General features: G+C 59.7%; 21 protein-coding genes. 1 reads left to right on the top strand and 20 read right to left on the bottom strand.

Features of this window, described 5'->3' with window-relative positions; translation table 11 throughout:
- Positions 1–49 precede the first annotated feature (49 nt).
- Entirely contained in the window at positions 50–1,015 is a 966-nt protein-coding gene (locus ACO550_RS17730; protein WP_315593287.1) for a LysR substrate-binding domain-containing protein, read from the top strand.
- A 90-nt stretch (positions 1,016–1,105) separates the two neighbouring features.
- Here the strand turns inward: ACO550_RS17730 and ACO550_RS17725 are convergent, their stop codons facing one another.
- From ACO550_RS17725 to ACO550_RS17630, 20 genes are all read right to left on the bottom strand, one after another.
- Positions 1,106–1,450, bottom strand: a complete 345-nt coding sequence (locus tag ACO550_RS17725) for a carboxymuconolactone decarboxylase family protein (RefSeq protein WP_315593286.1) — start codon at positions 1,448–1,450, stop codon at positions 1,106–1,108.
- 103 nt (positions 1,451–1,553) lie between these two features.
- Positions 1,554–2,141 carry a cysteine dioxygenase gene (locus ACO550_RS17720; RefSeq protein ID WP_315593285.1) on the bottom strand — a complete coding sequence of 196 codons (588 nt, stop codon included), beginning with the start codon at positions 2,139–2,141 and terminating at the stop codon, positions 1,554–1,556.
- 244 nt (positions 2,142–2,385) lie between these two features.
- Complete coding sequence (locus ACO550_RS17715; protein WP_315593284.1) at positions 2,386–3,657, bottom strand: allantoate amidohydrolase; 1,272 nt, start codon at positions 3,655–3,657, stop codon at positions 2,386–2,388.
- A 185-nt stretch (positions 3,658–3,842) separates the two neighbouring features.
- A complete protein-coding gene (locus ACO550_RS17710; protein ID WP_315593283.1) occupies positions 3,843–5,039 on the bottom strand; it encodes an amidohydrolase in 1,197 nt (398 codons plus the stop codon).
- A 65-nt stretch (positions 5,040–5,104) separates the two neighbouring features.
- Positions 5,105–5,827, bottom strand: a complete 723-nt coding sequence (locus ACO550_RS17705; RefSeq protein ID WP_315593337.1) for an ATP-binding cassette domain-containing protein — start codon at positions 5,825–5,827, stop codon at positions 5,105–5,107.
- Positions 5,828–5,959: 132 nt separating this feature from the next.
- The gene (locus ACO550_RS17700; protein ID WP_315593282.1) at positions 5,960–7,099 is read right to left on the bottom strand and encodes an amino acid ABC transporter permease; all 1,140 of its coding nucleotides are present in this window, start codon (positions 7,097–7,099) and stop codon (positions 5,960–5,962) included.
- A gap of 2 nt (positions 7,100–7,101) precedes the next feature.
- Positions 7,102–8,286 carry an ABC transporter permease subunit gene (locus ACO550_RS17695; RefSeq protein WP_315593281.1) on the bottom strand — a complete coding sequence of 395 codons (1,185 nt, stop codon included), beginning with the start codon at positions 8,284–8,286 and terminating at the stop codon, positions 7,102–7,104.
- Positions 8,287–8,408: 122 nt separating this feature from the next.
- On the bottom strand, positions 8,409–9,518 hold the full coding sequence (locus tag ACO550_RS17690) for a transporter substrate-binding domain-containing protein (RefSeq protein WP_315593280.1): 1,110 nt from the start codon (positions 9,516–9,518) through the stop codon (positions 8,409–8,411).
- A gap of 422 nt (positions 9,519–9,940) precedes the next feature.
- Positions 9,941–11,110 (bottom strand): M20 aminoacylase family protein, encoded by a 1,170-nt coding sequence (locus ACO550_RS17685; RefSeq protein ID WP_485994916.1) that lies wholly within the window; start codon positions 11,108–11,110, stop codon positions 9,941–9,943.
- Between the two features lie 151 nt (positions 11,111–11,261).
- Positions 11,262–12,170: a DMT family transporter gene (locus ACO550_RS17680; protein ID WP_485994921.1), complete on the bottom strand. Its 909-nt coding sequence runs from the start codon at positions 12,168–12,170 to the stop codon at positions 11,262–11,264.
- Positions 12,171–12,253: 83 nt separating this feature from the next.
- A complete protein-coding gene (gene ggt / locus ACO550_RS17675; protein ID WP_315593278.1) occupies positions 12,254–13,843 on the bottom strand; it encodes a gamma-glutamyltransferase in 1,590 nt (529 codons plus the stop codon).
- A 67-nt stretch (positions 13,844–13,910) separates the two neighbouring features.
- Positions 13,911–15,209 (bottom strand): hypothetical protein, encoded by a 1,299-nt coding sequence (locus tag ACO550_RS17670; RefSeq protein ID WP_315593277.1) that lies wholly within the window; start codon positions 15,207–15,209, stop codon positions 13,911–13,913.
- 390 nt (positions 15,210–15,599) lie between these two features.
- Positions 15,600–16,061, bottom strand: a complete 462-nt coding sequence (locus ACO550_RS17665) for a winged helix-turn-helix transcriptional regulator (protein ID WP_315593335.1) — start codon at positions 16,059–16,061, stop codon at positions 15,600–15,602.
- Between the two features lie 401 nt (positions 16,062–16,462).
- Positions 16,463–17,413, bottom strand: a complete 951-nt coding sequence (locus ACO550_RS17660; RefSeq protein ID WP_315593276.1) for a tripartite tricarboxylate transporter substrate-binding protein — start codon at positions 17,411–17,413, stop codon at positions 16,463–16,465.
- Positions 17,414–17,533: 120 nt separating this feature from the next.
- The gene (locus tag ACO550_RS17655) at positions 17,534–18,970 is read right to left on the bottom strand and encodes a M20/M25/M40 family metallo-hydrolase (protein ID WP_315593275.1); all 1,437 of its coding nucleotides are present in this window, start codon (positions 18,968–18,970) and stop codon (positions 17,534–17,536) included.
- 39 nt (positions 18,971–19,009) lie between these two features.
- A complete protein-coding gene (locus ACO550_RS17650; protein WP_315593274.1) occupies positions 19,010–20,233 on the bottom strand; it encodes a diaminopropionate ammonia-lyase in 1,224 nt (407 codons plus the stop codon).
- A gap of 320 nt (positions 20,234–20,553) precedes the next feature.
- The gene (locus ACO550_RS17645; RefSeq protein WP_315593273.1) at positions 20,554–21,999 is read right to left on the bottom strand and encodes an NAD(P)/FAD-dependent oxidoreductase; all 1,446 of its coding nucleotides are present in this window, start codon (positions 21,997–21,999) and stop codon (positions 20,554–20,556) included.
- Positions 21,999–22,367 carry a 2Fe-2S iron-sulfur cluster-binding protein gene (locus tag ACO550_RS17640; protein ID WP_315593272.1) on the bottom strand — a complete coding sequence of 123 codons (369 nt, stop codon included), beginning with the start codon at positions 22,365–22,367 and terminating at the stop codon, positions 21,999–22,001. The genes ACO550_RS17645 and ACO550_RS17640 overlap by 1 nt, the downstream gene beginning before the upstream one ends.
- The gene (locus tag ACO550_RS17635; protein ID WP_315593271.1) at positions 22,348–23,490 is read right to left on the bottom strand and encodes an FAD-dependent oxidoreductase; all 1,143 of its coding nucleotides are present in this window, start codon (positions 23,488–23,490) and stop codon (positions 22,348–22,350) included. The genes ACO550_RS17640 and ACO550_RS17635 overlap by 20 nt, the downstream gene beginning before the upstream one ends.
- Before the next feature lie 56 nt (positions 23,491–23,546).
- A complete protein-coding gene (locus ACO550_RS17630; RefSeq protein WP_315593270.1) occupies positions 23,547–24,617 on the bottom strand; it encodes a tripartite tricarboxylate transporter substrate-binding protein in 1,071 nt (356 codons plus the stop codon).
- Between the last annotated feature and the right edge of the window lie 18 nt (positions 24,618–24,635).

Genomic DNA, 24,635 nt, shown 5'->3' with positions numbered 1-24,635 from the left:
TTGTCCGCCTGACCGCGATTGGCATGGCGAGCCGCGGACGGCGGTCAAGATGGAGGAGAGCAAGTTGAGCACTACACCTAAGCGGCTTCGTATCACACTCAGGCAACTCGAGGTGTTTCTTGCAGTGGCCAAGGAACGTTCGACGCGAGCCGCTGGCGACGTCGTCGCCAGATCCCAGTCGGCCGCAAGCAGCGCGTTGGCGGATCTCGAGGAAGCGTTGGGTTGCAACCTCTTTGATCGGGTCGGACGTCGCCTGATACTCAATGAATACGGACGCAACCTGCTGCCCGTCGCGGCATCTCTGCTAGAGCAGATTGCGGACCTGGAGGACATCCTCCACGCCAAGGTTGCCGGATCGCCGCTGGTGATCGCGGCCAGTATGACTATTGGCGAATATATTCTGCCTGGCCTGATTGCCCGATGGCGCGTGACCCATCCGCGAAATCCAGTGCGCATGCTGGTCACGAATACCGTTGGTGTGTTGGACGCAGTAGCGGAACTCGAAGCAAGCGTCGGATTCATCGAGGGGCCGCAAACGCGCAGCGGACTGTCGTTACGGCCCTGGTTCAGCGATGAGATGGTGATTGTGGCCGCGCCGACGCACGCATTGGCGCAGCGCAAGGCGTCCCATGCCGACCTGCGTGCCGCCAGTTGGGCCATGCGGGAAGTCGGGTCTGGCACGAGGGAGGCCGCGGAGCGATGGCTTACCGAGAACCTGGGCTGCATGCAGATAGACTATGAACTGGGAACGCCTCAGGCGGTTACTGCGCTGGTCATGACCGGGCTTGCCGTGGGCTGCCTGCCGCGCCATGCGGTGGAGCGGTCTGTCGGTGCCGGCGACCTCGCGGTAGTGAAACATGATTTACCGGAAGCGCGGCGACGGCTGACTATTGTCACGCATTCCGCCAAACGTCCTGGTCCGACCTGCGGTGCGTTCATCCAACATTGCCTCAGATCCGCAATCACCGTGACGCCCTCGCCCCAGACCGTCTGTCCGGCCGCGGTGCCTGCGTAACGCGCTGACACCGCGGCCACTTTTACGTGTCGCCACAACTATCGTGCAAGACTGGCCATGTCGGCATCGGCCTCGGCATCGGCCTCGGGGTCAGGTGTTCTCGAACTGGCCGAACGCTTCCATGGCGCGCACGGAATAGACGTAGGCTGCACCGGCGTTCAGTGCAATCGCCGTACCCAGGGCATCGCTAAGTTCCGCCTCGGTTGCACCGGCGGCACGTGCTGCGCTGGCATGGGACGAAATGCAGCCGTCGCATCGCGTGGTGACGGCGACGGCCAATGCGATCAGCTCGCGTGTCTTCGCGTCGAGTGCGCCGGCCCCATTCTGCGCGGCATTTAGCCCCTGGAAGGCGGTGACCAGTTTCGGGTTGGCCTTGGAAAGCGCGCTAGCGGCCGAGCGCAGGTTCTTGAGTTGTTCGATCCAGTTGTTCAGCATGATGATTCCTTGATGTGCTGCTTGTTGAGGGAAGCCGTAGAAGTTGTGTGGGCGAGGTTTCGATCGCCGTGACTTGGATACCTTGTCTTCCCAACGAAGGTGGTCAGCCAGCGGTCTTCGTCGGCTCGTTGGAGTAGCCGGAGATGAAGGTTTTTGTCGCGCCATTGGCAATGTCGAACACGTGCCGGGAGATACGCCCAATGTTGCCGCCGTAGACGTGGATGCTGATTGAGACGCGATCGTCGAATGCGTTGGACACGCGGTGGATGTCGCCCAGTCGCGGTGACACCATATCGATGTCGCCGGGCACCAAGGTGTCCTCGCCAAGCAGGCGCATCGGTTGGCCCGGCTCCGGAACCGAGAAACGCTCGCCGCGTTCGGATCCCCGCATCATTCCGATCAACGCCCATACCGTATGGTTATGGACGGGCGTCTTCTGTCCCGGCCCCCAAACGAAGCTGACTACCGAATAGCGGTCTTCGGGATCGGCATGCAGCAGGTACTGCTGGTAGTACTGCTGATGCGGCTGCGCGCAGCAATCCGGTAGCCAGTCATCATTGGCGATGAGGTCATGCAGCAGTGCCTTGCCCTCTCCAAGGATAGTGGGTTCGGCGCCGGCGGCACGCTCGACGAGCTTGTCGAAGCCGTCGACGAAGCGCAGGAAGCGGGGGGAGGAAATGGTGGTCGTCATGGTGCAGTGCGTGGGCTAGTGTGAGTTACTTTTGGCGAGCGCAGATCAGTCCTGTTTGAGATGCATGGTAGGGAAGCAACACGCGGAATGGAAACGCGAATTTCTGCTTTCCCGATGTGAAAAACCGATCAATGTCGCGAGCTCAAGTGGCTTGGGAAGGCGGATGGGTTGGCCAAACTCGTTGCAGGCCAATGAAATACGGCCCGCTTATGCGGGCCGTTTGGACGCTAGACGTAGCGAATGATTATCGAGCGGTGCGGTCCAGGCGTTTGGATACGACGTCAAGAAGAACGTCGGCCCCTTGTATGAGTTGCTCATCGTCCGTGTGCTCGCGCGGGTTGTGGCTAATCCCGCCGCGGCTTGGCACGAAGATCATTGCTGATGGAGCGATGCGCGCAATCATCTGCGCATCGTGGCCAGCTCCCGAAGTCATCCGCCGGTGGCTAAACTCAAAACGCTTTGCCGACGCCTCGATCTCGTTGGTCAGACCCGCATCAAAGATGACCGGTGAGAACCGCACTAGCTGTTCTGTGGCGATCTTGACGCCTTCCCTTTGCGCTATACCGTCAAGAAAATCCGCGAGAGCCTTCTCGGCGACGCGCAAGCGGTCCTCGTCGGGGTCGCGTAAGTCGACCGTCAACGTGGCCCGGCGGGGGATGACGTTAATGACATTGGGCTCGAATCGCATGCACCCGACGGTCGCAAGCGTCGTTCCGGCAGAGTTTGCTGCCAGGTCTCTAACAAAGGTGACGATCGAGGACGCTACCCAGCCGGCATCATGGCGCAAATGCGTAGGGGTCGTACCAGCATGATTCGCATTACCCTGGATCGTAATCTGCTGCCACGAGATGCCCTGGAGGTTCTCCACCACACCGATAAGTGTGTTCTCCGCCTCCAGAATTGGCCCCTGCTCAATATGCAGTTCCAGGTATTCGTGCGGCACGATTGACCCGGGTTCCATGGTCCCTGCATATCCAATGCGTGCGAGCTCGTCGCCCAACTTCGTACCGTCGGTACCGACTGATTCGAGAGCCTGTTGTAGCGGAAGGCCGCCGGCATATACGAGGGAGCCCATCATGTCGGGCTGGTACCGAATGCCTTCCTCGTTGGTGAATGCAGCGATTGTGATGGAACGCGAAGGCAGGACGTTTGCATCTCTGTACGCGCGGGCAACGGCAAGTCCGGCCAGCACCCCGTAGCATCCGTCCAGAGCGCCGGCATTGGTGACGGTGTCGATGTGCGATCCCATCATCAACGGCGATTGATGGCCATCGTCGTCGGCGGACCGAAGGGTGCCAAAGATATTGCCGATGCGGTCGATTTGAACGTCCAGCTTCAGTTCACGCATCCATTGCACGACGAGGTCCCGGCCTGCCTTCTCACTGTCTGTGAGTGCAATGCGGGTTCGACCACCCACTTCCTCGTCAGCACCGATTTCGCCCAGCTTGCCAATTTGCTGGAGGAGTTTTTTACCGTCCAGCTTCAACAATTGTTGTTTGGAAGAGATCTCGCCCATCACTAGTCACCCCAGTAGCAGTTGACATCGAACGGGCAGGGGCATCCTTATCCGACGATGCGATGACGCAATGTTATTGCAGTCTGTGCGCACGATTAACGCTATTTGGTGGCGCTTGACGCAACGCTGATGCAAGGTGCGATCAGCGAGCGTGTCCATGCGCTGTCGGGACAGCGCGAGAGCGTTCAGTCAGCGCGGGTAGAAGCCGCCCGGGGCCGCACCGCTGACAGACGCGCTTGTACGACCGCGACGAAGAATGCCACCCCATACGGAATGGCGTTGTCATTGAAGTCGTATGCGGAATTGTGAAGTGGCGCTGTCTCACCGTTACCGACATTGACGAAGCAGCCTGGAATTCGTTGAAGTAGCTGACCGAAATCCTCGGAGCCCGCATTTGGGTGTGCGTCGGCGTTCACTGCGCCGGCACCAAACTCGCTGTCGATGATTTCGGTGATCGCGCGGGTGAGTTCGGGGTCGTTGACCGTGGGCACGAACTCACGCGTGTACTTGACCTTGGCCGTGCAGCCATGGGCAAGTGCCACGCTTTCTGAGATACGGCGCATCTCTGCCTCAATCTCGGCGCTGACTGCCGGACTGAATGAACGGCAGTCGCCTGAAATAACCGCCTCGCCGCAGCTCACGTTCCGTGTGCCAGCCACTTTGATGTCGGTGCACGTGACGACCGCCTGCTCACCAGGCGTCAGCGCTCGGGACACGATGGTTTGCAGTGCCGTGATGAGCGCAGCCGCGGCGACAAGCGCGTCGCGGCCCCAGTGGGGACGTGCCGAATGCGCGCTCTTGCCTTCCACCGTGATAGTGAAGTTGTCTTCGGCTGCCTTGAACGCACCGGCACAAGTCTCAAATTTCCCGATGGGGAGGCCGGGCATGTTATGCAGCGCGTATGCCTCTGACGCAGGAAAGCGGTCGAGCAAACCGTCGTCCAACATGGCGAGCATGCCTTTGCCCCATTCCTCGGCCGGCTGAAACACGAAATGCACCGTGCCATCAAATGCCCCACGCTCGGCGAGTCGCTGCGCGGCGCCTAGCAACATCGCCGTGTGTCCGTCATGACCGCATGCGTGCATGAGACCCGACGTCTTGGACACGTATGGTCGCTCGGCATCGGGCGTCTCATGTATCCGCAGCGCATCCATGTCCGCACGTAACAGGATGGACTTCGGCGATTGTCCGCGGCGCAGGCTGCCCACGACACCCGTTCCTCCAACATCCGTAACGACGTCAAGGCCGAATGCTCGAAGTAGAGCGGCTACCTGCCGGGCGGTGCGTGTCTCTTCGAAGCCGAATTCGGGATTGGCGTGGATGTCACGTCGGAAGGCCTGCAGTTCAGGAAACAGTTTGTCGCTCTGAGAGAATAGCTTCATAACCTCGGCTGGAAGGAGTGTGCGTTGTCAATGCGCGTGGGGGACGTCAGGTCTGTCTCGCAGGGCTAGTGCTTGTGCAGGATTTGGCCCAGGAACTTCTGGAGGCGCTCCGACTTGGGCACATCAAACATGGCGTCCGGGCTGCCGGATTCGACAATTTCCCCCTTGTCCATGAACACGACACGGTCTGCGACTTGGCGGGCGAAGCCCATCTCATGCGTGACGCAAATCATCGTCATGCCATCTTTCGCAAGTGCGATCATCGTATCGAGAACCTCCTTGACCATTTCGGGGTCAAGGGCGGAGGTCGGCTCGTCGAACAGCATGATTTTTGGCTTCATGCACAAGGCTCGAGCGATGGCGACGCGTTGCTGCTGACCACCTGAAAGCTGACCTGGGTACTTGTTTGCCTGGTCGGGGATTCGTACTCGCTCGAGATAGGACTTCGCCAACCCGGTAGCCTCGGCCTTCGGCATGCGGCGAATCAGCATCGGAGCAAGCGTACAGTTCTCCAGTACCGTCAGATGCGGGAACAGGTTGAAACTCTGGAAAACCATGCCGACTTCCCGTCGGATGGCATCGAGGTTGTCGATATTCTTGTCCAGGTTGATGCCGTCGACCTGAATTTCACCTTCATGATGTTCCTCCAGGCCGTTGATGCAACGGATAAGCGTCGATTTGCCGGACCCAGAGGGGCCACAAATCACGATGCGTTCGCCTGGCTTGACCTCCAGGCTGACGTTCCTGAGAACGTGCATGGATCCGTACCATTTATTGATCTGCTTCATCGAGACGGCGAATCCGTGGCTGCGGACGGCCGCGTCAACGGTGGGCGTGTCGGTGATGTAAGAGGTGGACGTGGACATGGCAGAATTCCGTATGACGAATGGGCGATTTCGTGCGTGATTCAAACTATCGGCCTAGCGCCGCTTGTGCTGGTTTACCGATGCCTCGACGCGTTGGCTGTACCGTGACATGGCGAAGCAGAAGGTGAAGTAGATCAAGCCCACAAATACGTAGGTCTCAACGGCAAATCCTTGCCATGCAGGTTCTCCCACTGCTGATTGCGAGGCGGCTAGCAGGTCGTAAAGGCCGATGACCAACACCAGGGACGTGTCCTTGAAGAACCCAATCATGTTGTTGACGAGCGGCGGAATGACCAGGCGCAGCGCTTGTGGCAGGACGATCCGCCGGGTTGTTTGCCAGTAGGTAAGACCAAGTGCGTGGGCGGCTTCGTACTGTCCCTTCGGCAACGCCTGCAGCCCGCCGCGTACCACTTCGGCCAGGTAGGCGGCAAAGAAGAGAATGAACGCGATCTGTGCGCGCAAGAGTTTGTCGAGATTCACCCCTTCAGGCATCAGCAGCGGAAACATGACGCTGGCCATGAAGAGCAGCGTAATCAGCGGTACGCCGCGGATGATCTCTACATATCCGACGCTCAGCCATTTGATGACTGGGAGCTTTGACCGCCTACCCAGCGCAACGAGAATGGAGAGCGGAAAAGCAATGGCGACGCCAATCGTCGCGATGATGAGCGTCAGCGCCAGGCCGCCCCAGCGTGACTGCGGAACGAACTCCAGGCCGAACGCGCCGCCCCACATCAGGAATGCAATGGCAGTAATCGTCCCAATCCAGACGATTGCCAACTCCCTACGCCAGAACCGCCGCATCGCTGACACCACAAAGAGCGAGATGAAGAGGGCGATGACGAGAGCGGGCCGCCATTGTTCGTCAAACGGGAAGGTGCCGAATAGAATCAGCCGGTACTTCTCCGTGATGATCGCCCAGCAGGCTCCGCTTCCCTCCAGTGCGCGACAGGCATCCGTCATTGGTCCTTGCGGGCCATGCGGCACGGTCCAGACGGCATTCAACAACGCCCATTTGATGAGCGAAAAGACGCCCTTTACTAGCGTTGCGGCCAGAATCAGGGTCAACAAAACGGACGGCCAGGAGTAAAAAAGGTTACGACGCAACCAGGCAACGGCACCGTCATTGACTGCGGCCGGAGGCGGCCGGACGTCAGTGGCCGACGGATGCACGACGTGTTCGAAAGTGGACATGGTTATCGCTCCACCAGCGCGATGCGCGCGTTATAGATATTCATGACTAGGCTAATCGTGAGACTAATGGTCAGATAGACGCCCATGATGATTCCCACTAGTTCGACCGCTTGCCCGTTCTGGTTCATTGCTGTCGTCGCAATAGAGACGATGTCCTGGTAGCCGATAGCCACAGCTAGCGCCGAACTCTTGGTGAGGTTCAGGTACTGACTGGTCAGTGGAGGAATGATGACGCGCAGCGCTTGCGGAAAGACAATCCAGCGAAGCGTGGCACCTGGGCGCAAAGCCAGTGCGCGCGCGGCCTCGAGTTGCCCTTGTCCTACCGAGAGCAGGCCGGCCCGAACAATTTCGGCGACGAAGGCGGCGTTGTACGTCGCGAGCCCGACGACCAATGCGACAAACTCCGGGGAGACGGTCATGCCACCCCGGAAATTGAATCCCTTGGGACTGGGAATGTCGAAGCTGTAGGTTGCGCCAAGTGCCAAGGAGACCATGAGCGGCAGTGCAATCAGGAGCGCAACCGCGACGGGCCAAACTGTGCGATGGCGGCCATCTTCCAGCCGTTTGCGCGCCGCGATCCTTGCGTAGACGGTGGTCGCCACCACACCGATTGCGAAGGCAATCGAGCCCCAAGTATGTCCTGGCAGCCAGTGGAGGACCGGCACGCTCAGGCCACGGTTTGATAGATAGATGCCATGCAAGGGATTGAGCGCCTGTCGCACCGGCGGCAACGCCTGCAGTAGCGAGTACCAGAAGAACAACTGCAGCAGTAGCGGCAAATTCCGGAAGAACTCGACATACCAGGCCGCTGCCCTGGCCACCAACCAGTTCCTGGACAGTCTGGCCACGCCGATGGTAACGCCGAGGATGGTCGCCAGCAGAATCCCGCAGAAAGCGACGCACAGAGTGTTCAGTGTGCCGACGACAAGCGCCCTGAGATACGTGTCCTCGGGCGCGTATGCAATCAAATGTTCGGCGATAGGCAGACCGGCTTCGCGGTCCAGAAAGCCGAAGCCGGACGCGATATTGCGAACCGCGAGGTTATGGGAAGCATTTCCCGCGAGCCAGGAAAGCGCGCCGAGAACTGCCACAACGGCAACAACCTGCCATCCAATACGTCGGACAACGGTGTTGCTCAGAATGGACCGCGCAGTGGGGCGTGGCGTGTCTTTGGCGAATGTCGTCATAGTAGTGCACCTGAACAATGCTTGGCGGACGGGGCCACTCTTGAGCGGTGCCCGCGTCGAGGAAGCGGAAGCGTGATCGCCACCACCGACAGTCAGGCTGATGTGGTGGCGACAATCGGGACCTAGCGCATCGGAGGCGCGTATTGAACGCCGCCATCCTTAACGAGCTTGTTCAGCCCACGCGGGATGCCAAGGGGCGTGATGTGGCGCTGCCACAATTCGGCGTAGTTGCCCACGGACTTGATGACGTTGACGGCCCAGTTGTTCTCCACGCCGAGCGCCTTGCCCAAGTCGCCGTTTTCACCCATGAACCGCTGGATGGCCGGGTTCTGGTTGTTGCGGAACTTGTCGACGTTGGCGGACGTGATGCCAAATTCCTCGGCGGTCAGCAATGCGATGTGGGTCCAACGCACGAGGTCGAAGAACTTCTGGTCACCCTTGCGGATGAACGGCCCAAGCGGCTCCTTGGAGATGACCTCGGGCAGCAGAACATAGTCGTTGGCTGCAGCGCCCATGGAGATCTTGAAGGATGCAAGCTGGGCGGTATCGTTGGTGTACGCGTCGCATCGTCCGCCCACGAAAGCGTCCCGAATCTGTTCGCTTTTTTCGATCACCAGAGGCTTCAACTCCATCTTGTGCTGGCGAAAGTAGTCGGCAACGTTGGCCTCACCTGCGGAGCCTGGCTGAAAGCAGACGGTTGCGCCGCCGAGATCAAGAGCGCTCTTGACACCGGCCTTCTTTTTCACCAGAAAGCCTTGACCGTCATAGAAGTTCACTACCGGGACTTCGAGGCCGAGGTTTGCTTCGCGGGTGAGCGTCCACGTCGTGTAGCGGATGACAACGTCCACTTCTCCGGATTGCAGGGCGGTAAAGCGGGTCAAACTTGTCAGCGACACAAACCGCACCTTGTCGGGAGTACCAAAGATAGCGGCCGAAAGGGAACGGCAGGTATCCGCATCCAGGCCTTGCATCACCCCTTTGTTGTCGACCAGACTGAAGCCGGCGCGGTCGCCGGCTACTCCGCAGATGAGGTGACCACGCGCCTTGATGGCGCTCAGGGTGCTACCGGGTGCCGTGGCGACTGCGGAAGCGGCTTGTGCCGGAGCAGCCTTGCTCTGGGCCTGTACGGGGCTGGTGGCAATGGCTGACAAGCAAGCGATGGCGATGACCGCGGCTTTCAGCGTCGTGCTGACCCGGCTAGCTTTCTGGCTCGCATTTCTCTGGCTCTTCATGGAAGTCCTTCCTTTCGTCGTGAGAATCACGGCCGGAACAGATGGCGCACTACAGGTGGTTCAGGCCTTGAAAAATCATACGAGTGGGGGTGCGCACGAATGACACAATCTGGCCGTCCCAAACGGGTGGTTATTGCGTTCGTGGAACGTTCACTCCCGGGTTAACCCGGGAAGCGCAAAGATGTTGCACACTGGTGAAACAGAAATCACCGATCTGGAACGCGCCGCACAAGATATGAGCGCCCAGGATGCGTGTGCAGAACGTCAGAGAGGGGGGGGCTGTAAGGGACAACGCGCACCTGGGCTGCCCTGTCGTACCGACGCAGGTGTACCGGCAGAAGGTGGCATGCTGACGCGGGATAGCCTCGTCAGCACATGTAGGATGGTGGGGCGGTGTCGAGAAACGTGTGGTGGTTCGCGCGCTATCGGACGATTAATGCCTGCCGTGCAACCTCGGCAAAGTACTTGGCGCCGGTCGACAGGATGTCATCGTTGAAATCGTAGCCAGGATTGTGAAGGGGCACGCTGCCTGGGGAGTCATTGTCTCCGTTGCCGATAAAGACAAAGGCGCCGGGCACAACCTGCAGAAACGCTCCAAAGTCTTCCGAGATCATCATGGGAATAATGTCGCCGCTGACACGTTCGGCGCCGACCACACGGGAGGCGGCCGACAGGGCGACGTCTACACAAGAGTTCCAGTTCACCGTTGGTGCGAACTCATGCGTGTACTCAAACGAGCAGATGGCGCCGTGCGCCTGACAGATGCCCTCGCATAGTTCGCGCATGCGTCGCGCCAAGAGCGCTTGCACGTCGGGTGTGTAGCTGCGCGTGTCGCCCTTGATCGTGACCGTCGACGGGGTTGCATTACGGATGCCGTCCGTGATGAACTCCGTGCAAGAGACGACGGCCGGGAGGCTTGGATCCACATTCCGCGACACAACGGTTTGCAGCGCCAGAACGACTTCGGCACCGATAACGAGCGGATCTACGCCCATATGGGGACGCGCCGCGTGGGCACCCTTTCCGGCGATGCGAATGACAAAATTGTCTTCGCTAGCCATCAGGGGGCCAGGCCGCGTCGCGATGGTTCCCGCCGGCAGTCCAGGCATATTGTGAGCGCCAAAGATGGCATCGACCGGGAACCGTTCGAACAGGCCATCTTTCATCATGGCCTTGGCGCCGCGTCCGTGTTCTTCCGCTGGTTGGAAGATGAATCTGATGGTGCCATCAAAATCACGTTGCTGGGAGAGCAGGGTAGCAGCGCCGAGGACCATTGCCATATGTCCGTCATGCCCGCAGGCGTGCATCTTCCCGGCGATTCTTGAAGCATGCGCCCGTTGAGGGGAGGCTTCATGAATGTTCAACGCGTCCATGTCGGCGCGAATCCCTACGGTGCGATCGCCTTTCCCGACGGATAGATTCGCTACAACCCCTGTGCCGCCAATTCCAGTGTGTACGTCCAGGCCCAGATCCCGCAGCACAGACGCCACAAACTCGGATGTCGTCACCTCTTCGAAGCCAGTTTCGGGGTGCTGATGCAAACAGTGTCGCCACGCCTGCAGCTTGGATTGGAGGGGCACCGACGCGTCCATTGCGGTCTCCTGAGAGGGATATGTCATGAGTATCCCCATAGTAGCCCCGCTCATCTGCAAGATTGTCCCGTTAGCAGGGGCGGATTCGGTGCGTTATTGTGCGTCGGGTGTTGTGAGCGACTGAGACGGCCCTCATTGCATCTGCCCAAACCTACGAGCGCTTCACCGCAAGTACCACCCCGACAGCGCTGAGCGCCAGCCCGGCGAGAACAGAGGTCGACAAAGGCTCAGAGAAAAGAATCCACGCAAAGAGAGCTGTCGTGGCTGGAACAAGATAAAACAGACTCGTGACGGAGGTCGCCGCGCCGCGCTGGATCATGAGATAAAGCAACGAGCTGGCACCAAGCGTTATTCCGAATACAGACCAGCCGACGGCGCCAACGAGCTCACCGTTCAGGCGCCCGTTCGCTACCCACCATTGGAATGGTTCGTGCTCCAGCAGTGCAAGCGGCAGCGTGAGCGCCAATGCGGCCGCAAGTTGGATGGTGCTTGCAGACCGGACGTCGCAAGGCTTCACAAAACGCTTCTGATATAACGTGCCAAGGGTGATGCCGAGGAGGGCGATGATCGTGCTGCCCAGCGTGAAGCGATTAACCTCACCAACCCCAATTTTCTGCCATACGACTAGTACCAGGCCAACAAGCCCAAGTGCTAAACCGGCCCATTGCTGCCCCGAAATGCGCGCCCCACGGCTGGACATCCACAATGCCGTCAGCACGGGCTGAAGTCCGACAATCAGCGCGGCTAGACCTGCACCCATGCCGGCCTTTACCGCGGACCACACGCCGCCGAGATACAGCCCGTGCATCAATACGCCTACAACGCACAGGTGCAGCCACTGCTGCCTTTCACGCGGCCACGCGACTCGCATTACGACCGCCCATACCAGGAAGCAGCCGGTCGAGAGCGCGTATCTCAGTGCCAGGAACTTCAGAGGTGGGGCATAGGGCATGCCGTACCTCGCCACAATGAAACCTGTGCTCCAGATGAGTACGAAACAGGCCGGCGCCAGTGTTATCGCAAGCGAGGGAGATTGCAACGAGCGAGAAGAGGGCGATATCACGAGAAAACTGACGGTTGTACTTTGATGAGGCAAGGCGAGTTTTGAGGGAAGCCTTGGCACGTCTTGACTGAAATGTCGGACTACTCGTAGCCGATGGCAAGTCCGTCGCGCCGACCATCCGAGCCACCGAGGAAGACGCCGCGCTTCCAGTCGGCCCAGATGGCGTGGCAAGTGCCGAGGGGATTTACCGTTTGAGTCGGCTTGTGACCGCGCTGTCGCAGTCCTTCCCAAACGGATTGGGGTACGGTCTGTTCCAGTTCGAAGTTATCGCCTCGCGCGAACATCCGTGGATGTTCGATCGCCTGCTGTACCGACATGCCGTAGTCCAGAATATTGGATAAGACCTGAATCTGGCCCGTCGGCTGGAAGTGTCCACCGGTACAGCCAAACGACATCACGGCCTCGCCGCCCTTCGTCAGGAGTGCGGGAATAATCGTGTGAAGAGGCCGCTTGCGGCCTTCGATGACGTTTGGATGTCCTTCGTTGAGCACGAAGCCGCATCCCCGATTGTGGAGCAGGACGCCAGAGCCCGGCGCGACCAGACCGCTTCCGAAATCATCGAAAAGGGAATTGATAAAGGCCACCAGTGTGCCGTCGGCATCTGCTACGGAGATGAAGACCGTATCCTTGTGCTCCGGCATATCAGGCGGCAGCAGGTTGTCATTTCTTCGGTCTGGGTGGACTTGAGAAAGCAGTGTCGCGATGTGTTTTGGGGAAAGCATGCGACTAACATCCACCGGGTGATATGCCGGGTCGCAGAGCAACGTATCACGTTGCGCGTATGCAATGCGGGAGAGTTCCCCCTGCAAGTGGAAACGCTCCGCGCTCAGTGGCCCGAACTCACCAGGATTGAACTCATTGAGCATCGCGGCAATCTGTAGCGCGACGATGCCTTGCCCGCTCGGAGGGCATTCCCACAATTGGTATCCGCGGTAGGTCGCCGAAATTGAGGATACGTACTCGGGCCGGTAGTCAGCGAAATCCTCGAGAGAGATGACGCTACCGCGACTTTTCAATGTAGAAACGATGTCCTCTGCAATCCAACCTTCGTAGAACGCGTTGGCGCCGTCCGAGGCAATGGAACGCAATGCCTTCCCGAGCTTTGGATTGGCCCTCTTGTCCCCAACCATGGGAGGCAATCCGTCGGCCATGAAAACACTTTTAGCTTCCGGCGTGGCCGACATCCTTTTTGTATGACGGCCCCAGTCGCGAGCGAGACGCTCCGTGACGATGTAACTGAGCTCAGCCGCCAGGATGGCCGGCTGCAGCAGCGACTCGAAGGTTTGAGTTCCATGGTCTGCGAGTAGTCGCTCCCACGCTCGAATTGCACCGGGGACGGTGACGGCGTGCACGCTGTCTGTGGGAATTGCGGTCATTCCGGCATTGCGCAGTGTTTCCGCGCAGATTGCCTTGGGCGCCCACCCGGCGCCGTTCAGTGCGACGGGCGGTTGCCCGCGCTTCTTGAGCAGGACAAAGCAGTCGCCTCCGATGCCAGTTTGTGTGGGCTCTACGACTGCGAGCATGGCCGCAATCGCAATAGCTGCATCGACGGCATTGCCACCGCCACGCAGCACGTCCAGGCCAACCAGAGCCGCCTGCGGATTGGACGTGGCAACCATGCCCTGGGTGCCAACTGCTACGGAGCGGCCAGGAACTTCGAATTCGCGCATGTTTATCTTTTCTGGAAGAGCACTGCGGTGCCTCCGCACATAAGGAATGCGGGCACCGCCATTGCTTTTAGTGGCTGAACTTGGAGATCATCGTCACGATGCCGCTGACCAGGCAGACCGCGCCCACCGCTGCAATCAGCAGGTTTACCGGGCGGCCTTGGTACTTGCGCAGGGACGGCACCTTGCGGAAGGCGTACAGCGGCAGGAAGTACACGACGAAGACGCTCACTGGAACGAGTGCAACCTTGATAACGTTCAATACATCCAGGTTGGCAATTGCGCAGGTTGTCGTGACGGCATAGACCAGCAGTGCGACCAAGCGTGTAAATGCCGGGCTGCGCAAGGTCGCTTCGGACGTACCGAAGATGCTGCGACTGAAGCTCTTGGCGCTTTCTTCCGACGCAAGGTAATGAGCGAGGAACGACTTGATAACGGCGGCAAATACGATCGCCTGTGAAGCGATGGCCATGATGGGCGAATCAAACTTGCGGGCAAGGAACGAGAGAATAGTGAGATTGCTTGCCTTCGCTGCCGCCAACTCTGCAGGAGAGAGGGCGAAGATGGTGCTCCACGAGAAGAAGAGCACCGTTGAAACGGCGAGGAGCACCGCAACCAGCATGATCTGTGTGACCTTGCGCGGTGCATCGGCGCCGTACTGGCGGCGCTGGGCAACTACGAAGCTTGACACGATGGAGGTGAAGCTGAATGCGAACACCACCATCGGAAGGCCCTTCCAGGTTTCTGTGGCCAATGTCGACACGCCGCCGAAGTGGGAGGCCGTTTCCAGCATGGACGCATTCCAGTGCGGAGCGGCCATGATGCCAAAGATTACGAGACACAGAATGAAGGGCAGGACAATGTAGCCCATGATTCTTACTACGGTCGTGGTGCCATAGCGGACCATCATCATCAGCACGAAGGTGCTGATGGGTGCGACATACCAGCGCGAGATATCGCCGAGATGAAGTTGTGTGCGGGCGAAGTCGATAATGGTGTTGGTGAGCGTAATCGTATAGATCGTCATGCCCGGAAACACCGTCGAGAAGTACAAGGCGGTGAGGACCTTGCTCCAACGTTCCCCAAAATGCTCATGTGTGGCGTCAAGAATGTTGCCGTCTCGACCGCCGCGCGTGGACCCCGAAAGAACAAAGCGTCCGAGCGCAAGGAATGGAAAGAACGTGATGGGGAGTGCCAGGGCCGAGAGGATGACCATCGGCCAGAAGCCAGTGAGCCCGAGACTGACGGGCCAGAAGAGCGTGCCACCGCCTACGGAGTTTCCGTATATGCCTAGCACCCACATGGTGTCTTGCCTGGTCCAGCCGCGCCCGGTTGTGGCGTGACTCGTTGTAGTAGTACTGAATTCCATTACTTCGATTTCCGAAAACGTCAGAATGCAAAGGACTCGGCGAGCCCTCAAAGAGCAGGGGAAACCTGCTGGTTTGCCGTTGCATTGGCGGAGTGATGGGAATCGTGGTGAGGCATGTCTCCGATATCGTTTTGTTTTTGCTTTTTGGTTTGTGGCAAGAGCGGCAAGCATCAACTTCGCTCGACACGAAGAATGCTAGTCGTAGTCGCGCGCAACCTCAGCGCGAAGTGGGCGCGGAAAAAGCAACGAAATCCCGAATGCGATCAACCGAAGGCTGCGCCATGTAGAGGGAGTGTGGGGAGTGCGTACGTCGATTGCTGCCGGCGGAACTGGAGCAGACGTTTGATGTGGAGTTTGATGTGGCGGCCCCGCAAGGGCCGCCTTGCCTGGTCAGGCGAGGGGAATGTTGAGCGAGACCTTGGAGCGCTGCATGGCAACGTAGGTCTTGAACTGCTTGATATTGCCGGAGACGAAGAAGAGTTCTCGCGTCAATCGTTCGTATTCAGTCATGTCCTTCACGTTGATGATCAGCATGAAGTCGAAGTCGCCGGTGACATAGTAGGCCTGCTGTACCTGCGGACATTCAATGAAGCGCTTGCGGACGTCATCAAGAAGATCCACCCGCTCGTTCTCGAGCTTCACCTCGACCAGGATGGTGATGGGTCGTCCCACAGAGGACGGGTCAACAATTGCCACGGTGGCCGTGATGACGCCGCCAGCCTCCAGGGCAGCTATTCGCCTGTTGACCGCGGACGGGGATAAGTTCACGGCCTCGGAAAGCTGCCGCTGGGACAGCTTGCTGTTGGCCTGCAGCAGGCTCAAGAGCTTGATGTCGTAAGAGTCAAGAAGCATTGGCGCGCGACGGAAGTCGAAGCAGATAGAGTGCATCGATTCTCGCGCTTTTGTTGCATGAGTGCACGCAACTTCGCCGCCATTTTGGGTGTCTCGATGCAACAAATGTGCATTGGTGGGGCGAGATTACGGCGAGTACAGGCGGAAGTCAGGAAGCCAGCATTTTTTTCGGTGAGGCAAAAGGGGCGCCGATTCCGCCGGACTTGGCCTTGGCAAACATGGTCGCAAATGCAAAAAAAATGCCGGCAAGAATTGCCGGCGCAGGGGAGACTCTGGATTTGCGGATCGGAGAACCGCTGCTGCTGTTCCCGATGTGGAGATTCTAGTGCGGCATGTGCGCAAGTTTGAACGAATAAGCTACCCCTAAGCGATTCCTTGTTGCGTTCTAACGTGCCCGCCCGTCAATCCGCCGAGAATCCACTCGCCTTGACCGGGCCTTCCCAGCGCGAGAGTCCCGCAGCCTGGAACTTCGCAAGCTCTTCCGGCGTCGAGTATGCGGGTGTCATGGCGAACTGTTGGATACGCTTCTGAAGATCGGGCGACTGCATGGCCTCGTTCAGGGCTTTGCTAATTCGCTGGACCTTGTCGGCAGGGAGGCCGGCGGGTGCATAGAGGCCAACGTACCCGTCGGCAATGACGTTAATACCTGATTCGCGCAAGGTCGGGACGTTTGGCAAGATGGCGGTACGCGTTTCACCAGTGGTCGCGAGGATCCGGACTTTGCCGGCCTTGGCCATTTCCATCGGCTCGAGAATGGTGTCGATCACGAGCGGCACCTGCCCGCCAGCCAGGTCGATCAACGCAGGCGCGCCGCCTTTGTAGGGAACGTGGTTAAGCTGAATGCCAGCTGCGTTGCTCACCATAAACCCTACGAAATGGCCCATGTTTCCCGCGCCCGATGTACCGTAGGCCGCTTCTTGCGGATGGGCTTTGGCCCACGCCATTACTTCCTTGATTTCCCCCGGAGGCGCCTTGGGACCCGCGGCAATACACAGATCGAACGTCGCCACCCGGCCAACAGGTGTGAAGTCCTTGGTTGGGTTGAACTCGAGACGACGGAAGGCATGAGGAAATAGGGTGAACGGTGAGTTATTGGCCAGGATAAGTGTCTGGCCATCCGCAGGGGCCCGTTTGACTTCACTAAGCGCCAGCCTTTGACTCGCGCCCGGCTTGTTATCCACGATGACACTTTGCTTGAGCGTGACACGCAGGCGCTCGGCCAGTGCGCGTGCGACTGAGTCCAACGCTCCGCCAGCGGAGAAGCCGACAACGATTCGCACCGGTGCTGTGTTCTCCTGCGCGTGCGCGATGCCGGTCGTGAGCGTAAGCAAGCCGGCCAGTGCGGCGGCCATTGCAGTTTTCATAATGTCTTCCTCCATTTTGATAGTTATATGGGCGTGCGGAGACCGAGGGGGGAAGCTCCGCACGCCGTAAATGCCGTTCTTTGGATCGGCTGAAACTACAGGACAGACTTAGTTGGCATCCTTTGCAAGCGCTGCTCGCTTCGCCGAAATGTCAGCGGCCGAATCGCCCAGGTCCCACCACAGTCCCGCCATCAGCGCGAGAGCTTCGCGAGCGACCGAGCCGAGAAAATGCTCGTTCGGCGCGTGCTGGGAGCAGGCGGGGTAGGAGTGCGGTACCCATACGGTGGGGAGGCCGAGCGTCTTCGCGAAGATCGCGTTCGGAACCGTGCCGCCGAGATTCGGCAGCAGCGCAGGCTTCTTGCCGGTTGTGTTGCTGATGGAGGCCAGAGTCCAGTCCACCCAGGGGTCGTCGAGGTCGAGTCGGGTAGCGGTGACTGCCGGCTTGACGATGACCTTCACCTCCTTGAAACCCAGGCGCTCGAAGTGGGCATCCAGATAGGACTGGGCGTTCTCCCAGTCGGTACCGACGACAAAGCGAAGCTGGCAGTGGGCGCGCGCAGTTGGCGGAATGGCATTGACCGGGGAGTCTGGATTCCCGGATTTGAACGCCAATACTTCAAGTGCATTCCAACCAAGGACGCGCTCAGCGGGCGTCAGACCTGGCTCTCCCCAGCTCGGATCAACGGCGGGGGCGCTGGGGTCGCGACCGAGCTCGATATCGGACAAGGCGTTTCGTACGGACTCGGAAAGGGGAGGCGGGCGCAGACCCTCTACCACGATGCGTCCGTCGCGATCCACCAGCGTGGTGATGGCATGAGCCAGAACAACCGCGGGATTACGCAAAGCGCCACCCCAGTTGCCCGAGTGATGGCCGCCATCGCGCAGATTGATTTCCAGGTCAAAGTTCAGCTCACCGCGCGAGCCCAGGAACACTGTCGGACGCTCGGCCGAGACTCGCGGGCCATCCGAGGCCAGGAACAGATCTCCGGCCAGATATTCCTTCTCGGCGGCGCAGACGCTGTTCAGGCCGGGCGAGTCGATTTCTTCGCCAGTCTCGAAGATGACCTTGATGTTGAAGCCGAGTTTGCCACCGCGCGCAGCCAATACCGCTTCCAGTGCGGTCAAGTTGACCGAATGCTGGCCTTTGTTGTCGGCAATACCGCGGCCATACCACCGGTCGCCGTCAACGACAATCTTCCAGGGCTGCAGTCCTTCGTTCCATTGGTCATCGTAGCCGCGAACGACATCAGCATGGCCGTAGGTCACTACGGTGGGCAGGTCATCCCCTTCATGGCGAACGCCCAGCAGCACCGGCGCATCGACACCAATCGGATTCTGAACCAGCTTGGTTTCGAATCCCATGCGATGCAGCGCGGGAGCAATCTCCTCCAGGAGGTAAGCGTGAAGTTGCGCGGCCTGCGAAGGCTCTTGACTTTCAGTCTTGTAAGCAACGCGTCGGTCCAGTTCAGCGAAGAACTCGCCGGAGTCGAAGGCTTGTACGGCAGTCGCAATTGCGCTGTCTCTCGTACCAATCTGTGTACTCATTTCCAATCCTCTTTGTGGGTACCGTTGGCAGTCGGCCCCTCAACGGCCCAGCCAGCTGGCTTGCCGGGCTTCGATGGATTCCGCGGACTCGCCCACGAGTTGTTGGAATACTTGCGGAGCCGTTGCGCCTTCCGTGCTGATCAGCAGGACCCGAGAGTTCGCATCGAGCCCAATCTCTGCAGAAAGGGCTTCGTGCTTGCGAATAACGGCCAGTCCGGCGAGGCCTGCGGCGCCCGATTCACCCGAAACGATGGGGATGTCGCGCTCACTGCCTCGGGCAAGCATATGCATGGCGGTGACAGCGTCGTCGTCCGAGATCGTCATGAAGAAATCGACGCTCTCGTTGAGGAACTTCCATGCCAGTGGGGACGTTTCACCGCACGCGAGGCCTGCCATGACCGAGTCCACCGAGCCCGTCGCCTTGGCGGCGCGACCTTGCATGGCGCTTTGATAAAGGCAATCGGCCTGCACCGGCTCGACCACGATGAACTTCGGACGGTTGGCGCCGTAACGCTCCCACAGGTAGCTAACTACGCCTGCGGCGAGGCCACCCACGCCACCCTGCAGTACCACATGGGTGAACGGGCTTTGTTCGGCAGCGCTGCCGTCCGCTTGCGCGATGGCTTCCGCAGCGATGGCGCCATATCCTTGCATGACATCGCGGGGAACTTCCTCATAGCCGTCGTACGAGGTATCCGCAACAACCTCCCATCCGTTGGCAGCGGCCAGGCGGGCGGATTCTTCTACCGATTCGTCGTAGCTGCCTGTGATGCGAACAATTTTCGCGCCATAGGCTGCGATAGCCGTCTCACGCTCGACGCTCACGTTAGCGTGCAGCACGATGACGCAGGCGCAGCCAATGTTCTGCGCGGCGGCTGCCAGGGCGCGACCGTGGTTGCCGTCCGTCGCGCTGATGACAGTGAATCCCTTCACGAGGTCAGCGTATTGGCCCCGAATGAGCGCGCGTGGATCGATGCTTTGATCTGGCCAGCGACGCAAGATGAGGCGAATCAAGGCGATGGGGGCGCCCAATGCCTTGAAGCTACCGAGGGGTGAGCGGACGGACTCGTCCTTGACCGAGACTTGCGCGAGGTCAAGTCGGGCTGCCAGGTCCGGCAGGTGGTAGAGGGGAGTCGCGTCGTCGCGGAGCTGCTCCCAAGCCGAAAGCCACGCCAGGCTTTCATCCGCTGCTGCGATGTTCATAATCCCCTGCAGTTCAGCAGGATAGGGCTTTGGCGAAGCGTTTCGGTTGGCAATGATCATTGCTGGATTGGAAGTCTATTTGTTGGCGAAACCGTCGATCGACGGAGCGCGGGGAGGTCTCCTACCCGCATCAGCTTTGGTGCCGCGAAAGCGCGGTTACGTTGCCGAGCGAGGTAATGTTAGGTCCAGCGTTGTGCAAGAGCGCGTCGTTTTCGCGTGCTGAAAGGAAACAAACATGCGAAATGGTGGGGTTAGGAGAACAGGTGTGCGTTAAGCCACGCCGCTTGGGGTCATATAGGGCAAGGGCTGGCCTGTGGATCGGGCACGCTCACAGCGCTCCGGGGGCTGCGCTCGAGGCGGGTACTCGCTCGATGTCCAGACTAGTCCGTCTGGATTGACGAAATCTCAGCGAGGGTTACGGGCTTGAGGGGAGGGCGGATCTTGAAGAACCCGACTTCGGCAACCGGGCGGCATTGTGTTGCGGCAATAAGATTGGCAACGGTATGGCCACACTGTCTGCCTTGACACGGGCCCATACCGGCTCGCGTGTAAGACTTGACCTGGTTCGGACCCGGCTCACCGATCCTTGCCGATGCTCGAATCTCAGCCGCTGACAATTCCTCGCACCTGCAAACGATGGTCTCATCTGGCGGTTCGAATACCTCTTGGCGCGGCCGATAAATGGCATCTAACATCGGACGGATCGAGAGGTGTGAGCGCAACTGCCTGCGAAGTGACGTTGCCTGGCGTTCTGCCGCCTCATCCGTCAGCTTGTTAAGCGCCGCGGCGATCCCGATGGAGGCCAACTCGCCACGAACGCACGCAGCGTTGGCTCCGCCGATGCCCGCGCCATCGCCTGCGACGAAAATTCCGGATACGCTGCTTCCACCCCACTCGTCGAGTTCGGGGACCAGGCACGCCTGCGCGACGTTCCAATAGTGTTTGCAGCCCAGCGCCTGGGTGACGTGGATGGACGGCACCACGCCTTCGTGAATGAGAAGGGCGTGCGCTTCGAACGACTGCTGGCCTCCTTGAGCTGTCCGGAACTTGAGCTGCTGGAGTCGATCGTCGCCGAACGCGCGGATGTCGGAGACACTGCGGAAAATGGGGAACTTCCCGCGCAGTAGATCCAGCTGCCACCAGGCGCCCTTCATCAGGTCTCGCCAAGCTGCTGCTGCGGTACCCAGATGTGGTAACGCGCGGCTCCAGCCGCCGTGTGGTGTCGTGTCGAGCCACCCAGCGATCTTCCCCCCGACACTGAGGAGTTGGGTCATATAGAGCAACGGAAGTGGCCCACTACCTGCGATCCAGACCGGATGCTCTGGAACTTGCCGTGACGTCTTCAGCAGAATTTGCGCTGCACCAATGGGCATGACGCCGGGCAATGTCCAACCTGGGAACGGCGTCGGACGCTCCTGCGCACCTGTTGCAATGAGAACGCATCGCGCGCGCACAAGACGTGCTTGCTGAGCATGGCTCATGAAGACTTGCCACATAGGCTGGGGCGAAGAGTCTCCACCTGCTGCAGCGATGCTGGACGAAGCTTCGGTATCGTCGCGTTCAATTTGCCAGACTCGCGTATCTGGTTCGTAGATCGCTCCGCTGGAGCGAAATCGGCTCACCCACTGTTCGCCTTGCTGATACGCGGCGCCCAGCACTTTCGCCATACCGTCCGCGCTTGCTCGTTCGATACCGCGCCAGATTTGTCCGCCGGGCGCGGGCTGCTCATCGACCACCATCGTGGTCAGTCCGAGGCCCCGCGCGCGGATAGCCGCCGCCATGCCGGCGGGGCCGGCTCCGACGATCAAAAGGTCTACGACGCTCATCACTTCGCCTCAGTTTGCATTGCACTGCTTTCGGTAGTGCCAGTCGAGCATTGCTCGGGTAGTTTTCGTGAAAATGAGTCGCGTCGACCATGCTGACGCTCAACGCGCATGCCGTCTCGGACCGTGACAAGACATGTCTGGGTAGAGGCGACCCCATCCACGATGGCAAGGCAGTCGAAGCACACGCCCATCATGCAAAACGGTGCCCGTGGGGTGCCTTTCACGGGAGTGGTACGCGCAACAGCCGAGGCCTGGCGGAGTAGCGCGCCGGCGACGGTTTCTCCCTCATACGCATCGGCAGGTTCATTGTCGATGTAGAGCGTCAACCGATCACGTGGAGCGTTCGGGCTAGTTAGCTTGCGGAACATTGAATCGCTCACTGTGAAAAGGTTGAAGACTCGCTGGCAACGCTTTGGCAGAGCTCGCGACCAGGCGTGCAACCGTGCCGGCATGCAGCGCGGCAAGTGTGACTCCGGAATGGCAGGTTGCCGCCCACGCTCCAGGGAAAGCGTCCGACTGAGCGTAGATGGGAAGGCCATCCGGTGTTAATACGCGTAGGCAGGCCCAGTGTCGCACCAACTTGACCTGGCCAAGGTCTGGCAGGATTGACACGGCACGTTTCGCCATGCGCGCGGCGACTACCGTAGTCGTGCCGAGATCCATGCCCACATCCTCCTGACTCACGCCAATCATTACCGTGCCATCGCGAGTCTGGCGAATTGCGCTGGCCGGCAGGTCCAGCATTGGACGCATACGTTCAGTCACCATGACCTGACCCCGCTGGGGACGGAGCGGGACCTCAATGGCGACCATGGCGGCCAATGCAGTGGCGCCCAGTCCTGCCGCGACAACCACTTGCTCTGATTCAAATGAGCGAGTTCCTTCCGCACCTTCGGCAATCACGCGAAAGCGACCGCGCTCCCGCGGTTTGATCTCCACCACACGATGATTGCCGATGAAGCGCCCACCTTTGGACACGAATGACTGGAGGACCGCGCACAGCAGTTTGAGCGGATTCACATGCCCATCGGACTCGCCGATGGCCGCGCCGCACACTGATTTACCCAGCCTGGAGGAGGGCAATAGTGACTCGAGCTCGGTCCGATCGACCATGCGCGCATAGGCGGAAGCCTCTGGCATCTGGGCGTTCCATTTTGCGATGCGTTCCGTATGCTGAGCGAACTCCTTGTCGCTGAGGCAGTAACGCAGACAACCCCGGTTCTCGTATTCGACATCGATGCCGGTTTCTGCAGCCAGGGCAGCCGCGAAGTTTGGCCACATCGCGACGCTGTCGCGGGATAGCCGCTGATACGCTGGCGCTCCGAAGCCTTTGCCAAACGCCCCGACGAGGCCAAAATTCGCTTTGGCGGCGCGTGCGTCGAGATCGGCGCCGTCGATCACCAATACGCGCTTGCCAGCCGTTGTCATGCCGTAGGCAAGCGCCGCACCGACAATGCCGCCTCCGGCGACGATCACATCGTAGTCATTCACAGCCACCCCACTTCCTTTTCTTGACCGAAACGCTCATCTACCTTCGCCGACAGGATCTAGTCAGCAGTGATGTGCGCAGCGCGAATGATTGCCCCCCATTTCTGGTTTTCGTTGCGGATAAGCTCGGCAAATTTCTCCGGACCTTGGGCGTCTGGTTCGTAGCCCAGCTCGCGAAGGTTCTTCTGAACCTCGGCGTTTCCCAACGTTGCCATGATCTCGTCGCCAAGGCGCTTCATGATCTGCGTCGGAATACCTTTTGGCGCGACAACCCCGCCCCAGACGGTCATTTCGAATGCAGGTCCGCCTGCCTCCTTAACGGTCGGTACTTGCGGGAGAAATGCGGAGCGCTGCGACGACGTGACCGCGAGCGCTCGGATTTTTCCCTGACGGATAAACGGAGCAAGCGTGCTTTGATTGTCGATCATGACCTGAACGTTGTTTGCCATCAGGTCAACCCCGGCAGCCGGCGCGCTCTTGTAAGGCACGTGAGATGCGGGCATCCCTGTGGCCTGTTTAAGCGCTTCCATGGCGATATGCAGGCTGGAGCCCGAACCCGTAGACGCATAGAAAACGGCAGTCGGGTGGGATTTGGCATACGCCACCAGTTCTTTCACGTTCTTGACCGGCAAGTTGGGGTTGACGACCAATACATTGGGCTGCGTCGACAGCTTTGCCACCGGCACGAGGTCCTTGTCGGGATCAAATGGAAGCTTTGGGCGGACCTGTCGGTTCAGCACGATGTTCGTGATGTTGGCCGTCCCTATCGTGTATCCGTCCGGAGCAGCTTTCGCGACCGCATCCAGACCGATCGCACCGCTGGCGCCTGGTCGATTGTCAACGACGACGGACTGGCCCAGCCGGCGCCCCAACTCATTGGCCACGATACGTACTGCGGCGTCGGCGCCGCCGCCCGCCGCAGCCGGGACGATCCAACGAATGGGCTTGTCGGGGTAAGCCGCGAAGGCCGGGGTCGCCAGCAGGGCAGCGAACGCTGCGCCGACAGCCCGCAATTTCCACCTGGAATGGATCGTCGTCGATTTCGTCGACATGACGGTGGCGTACTCAGCCTGGCCGTCCGCTGCGGCGGCCGAATACGCACTTTGGCTGAGGCTTTGGGTCTTCTTCATGGCAGTGTGTGGGTACTT

The sequence above is a fragment of the Cupriavidus sp. genome (assembly GCF_057315035.1).
The sequence above is the reverse complement of the archived record's forward strand: the minus strand, read 5'-3'. Positions and strand labels throughout refer to the sequence as shown.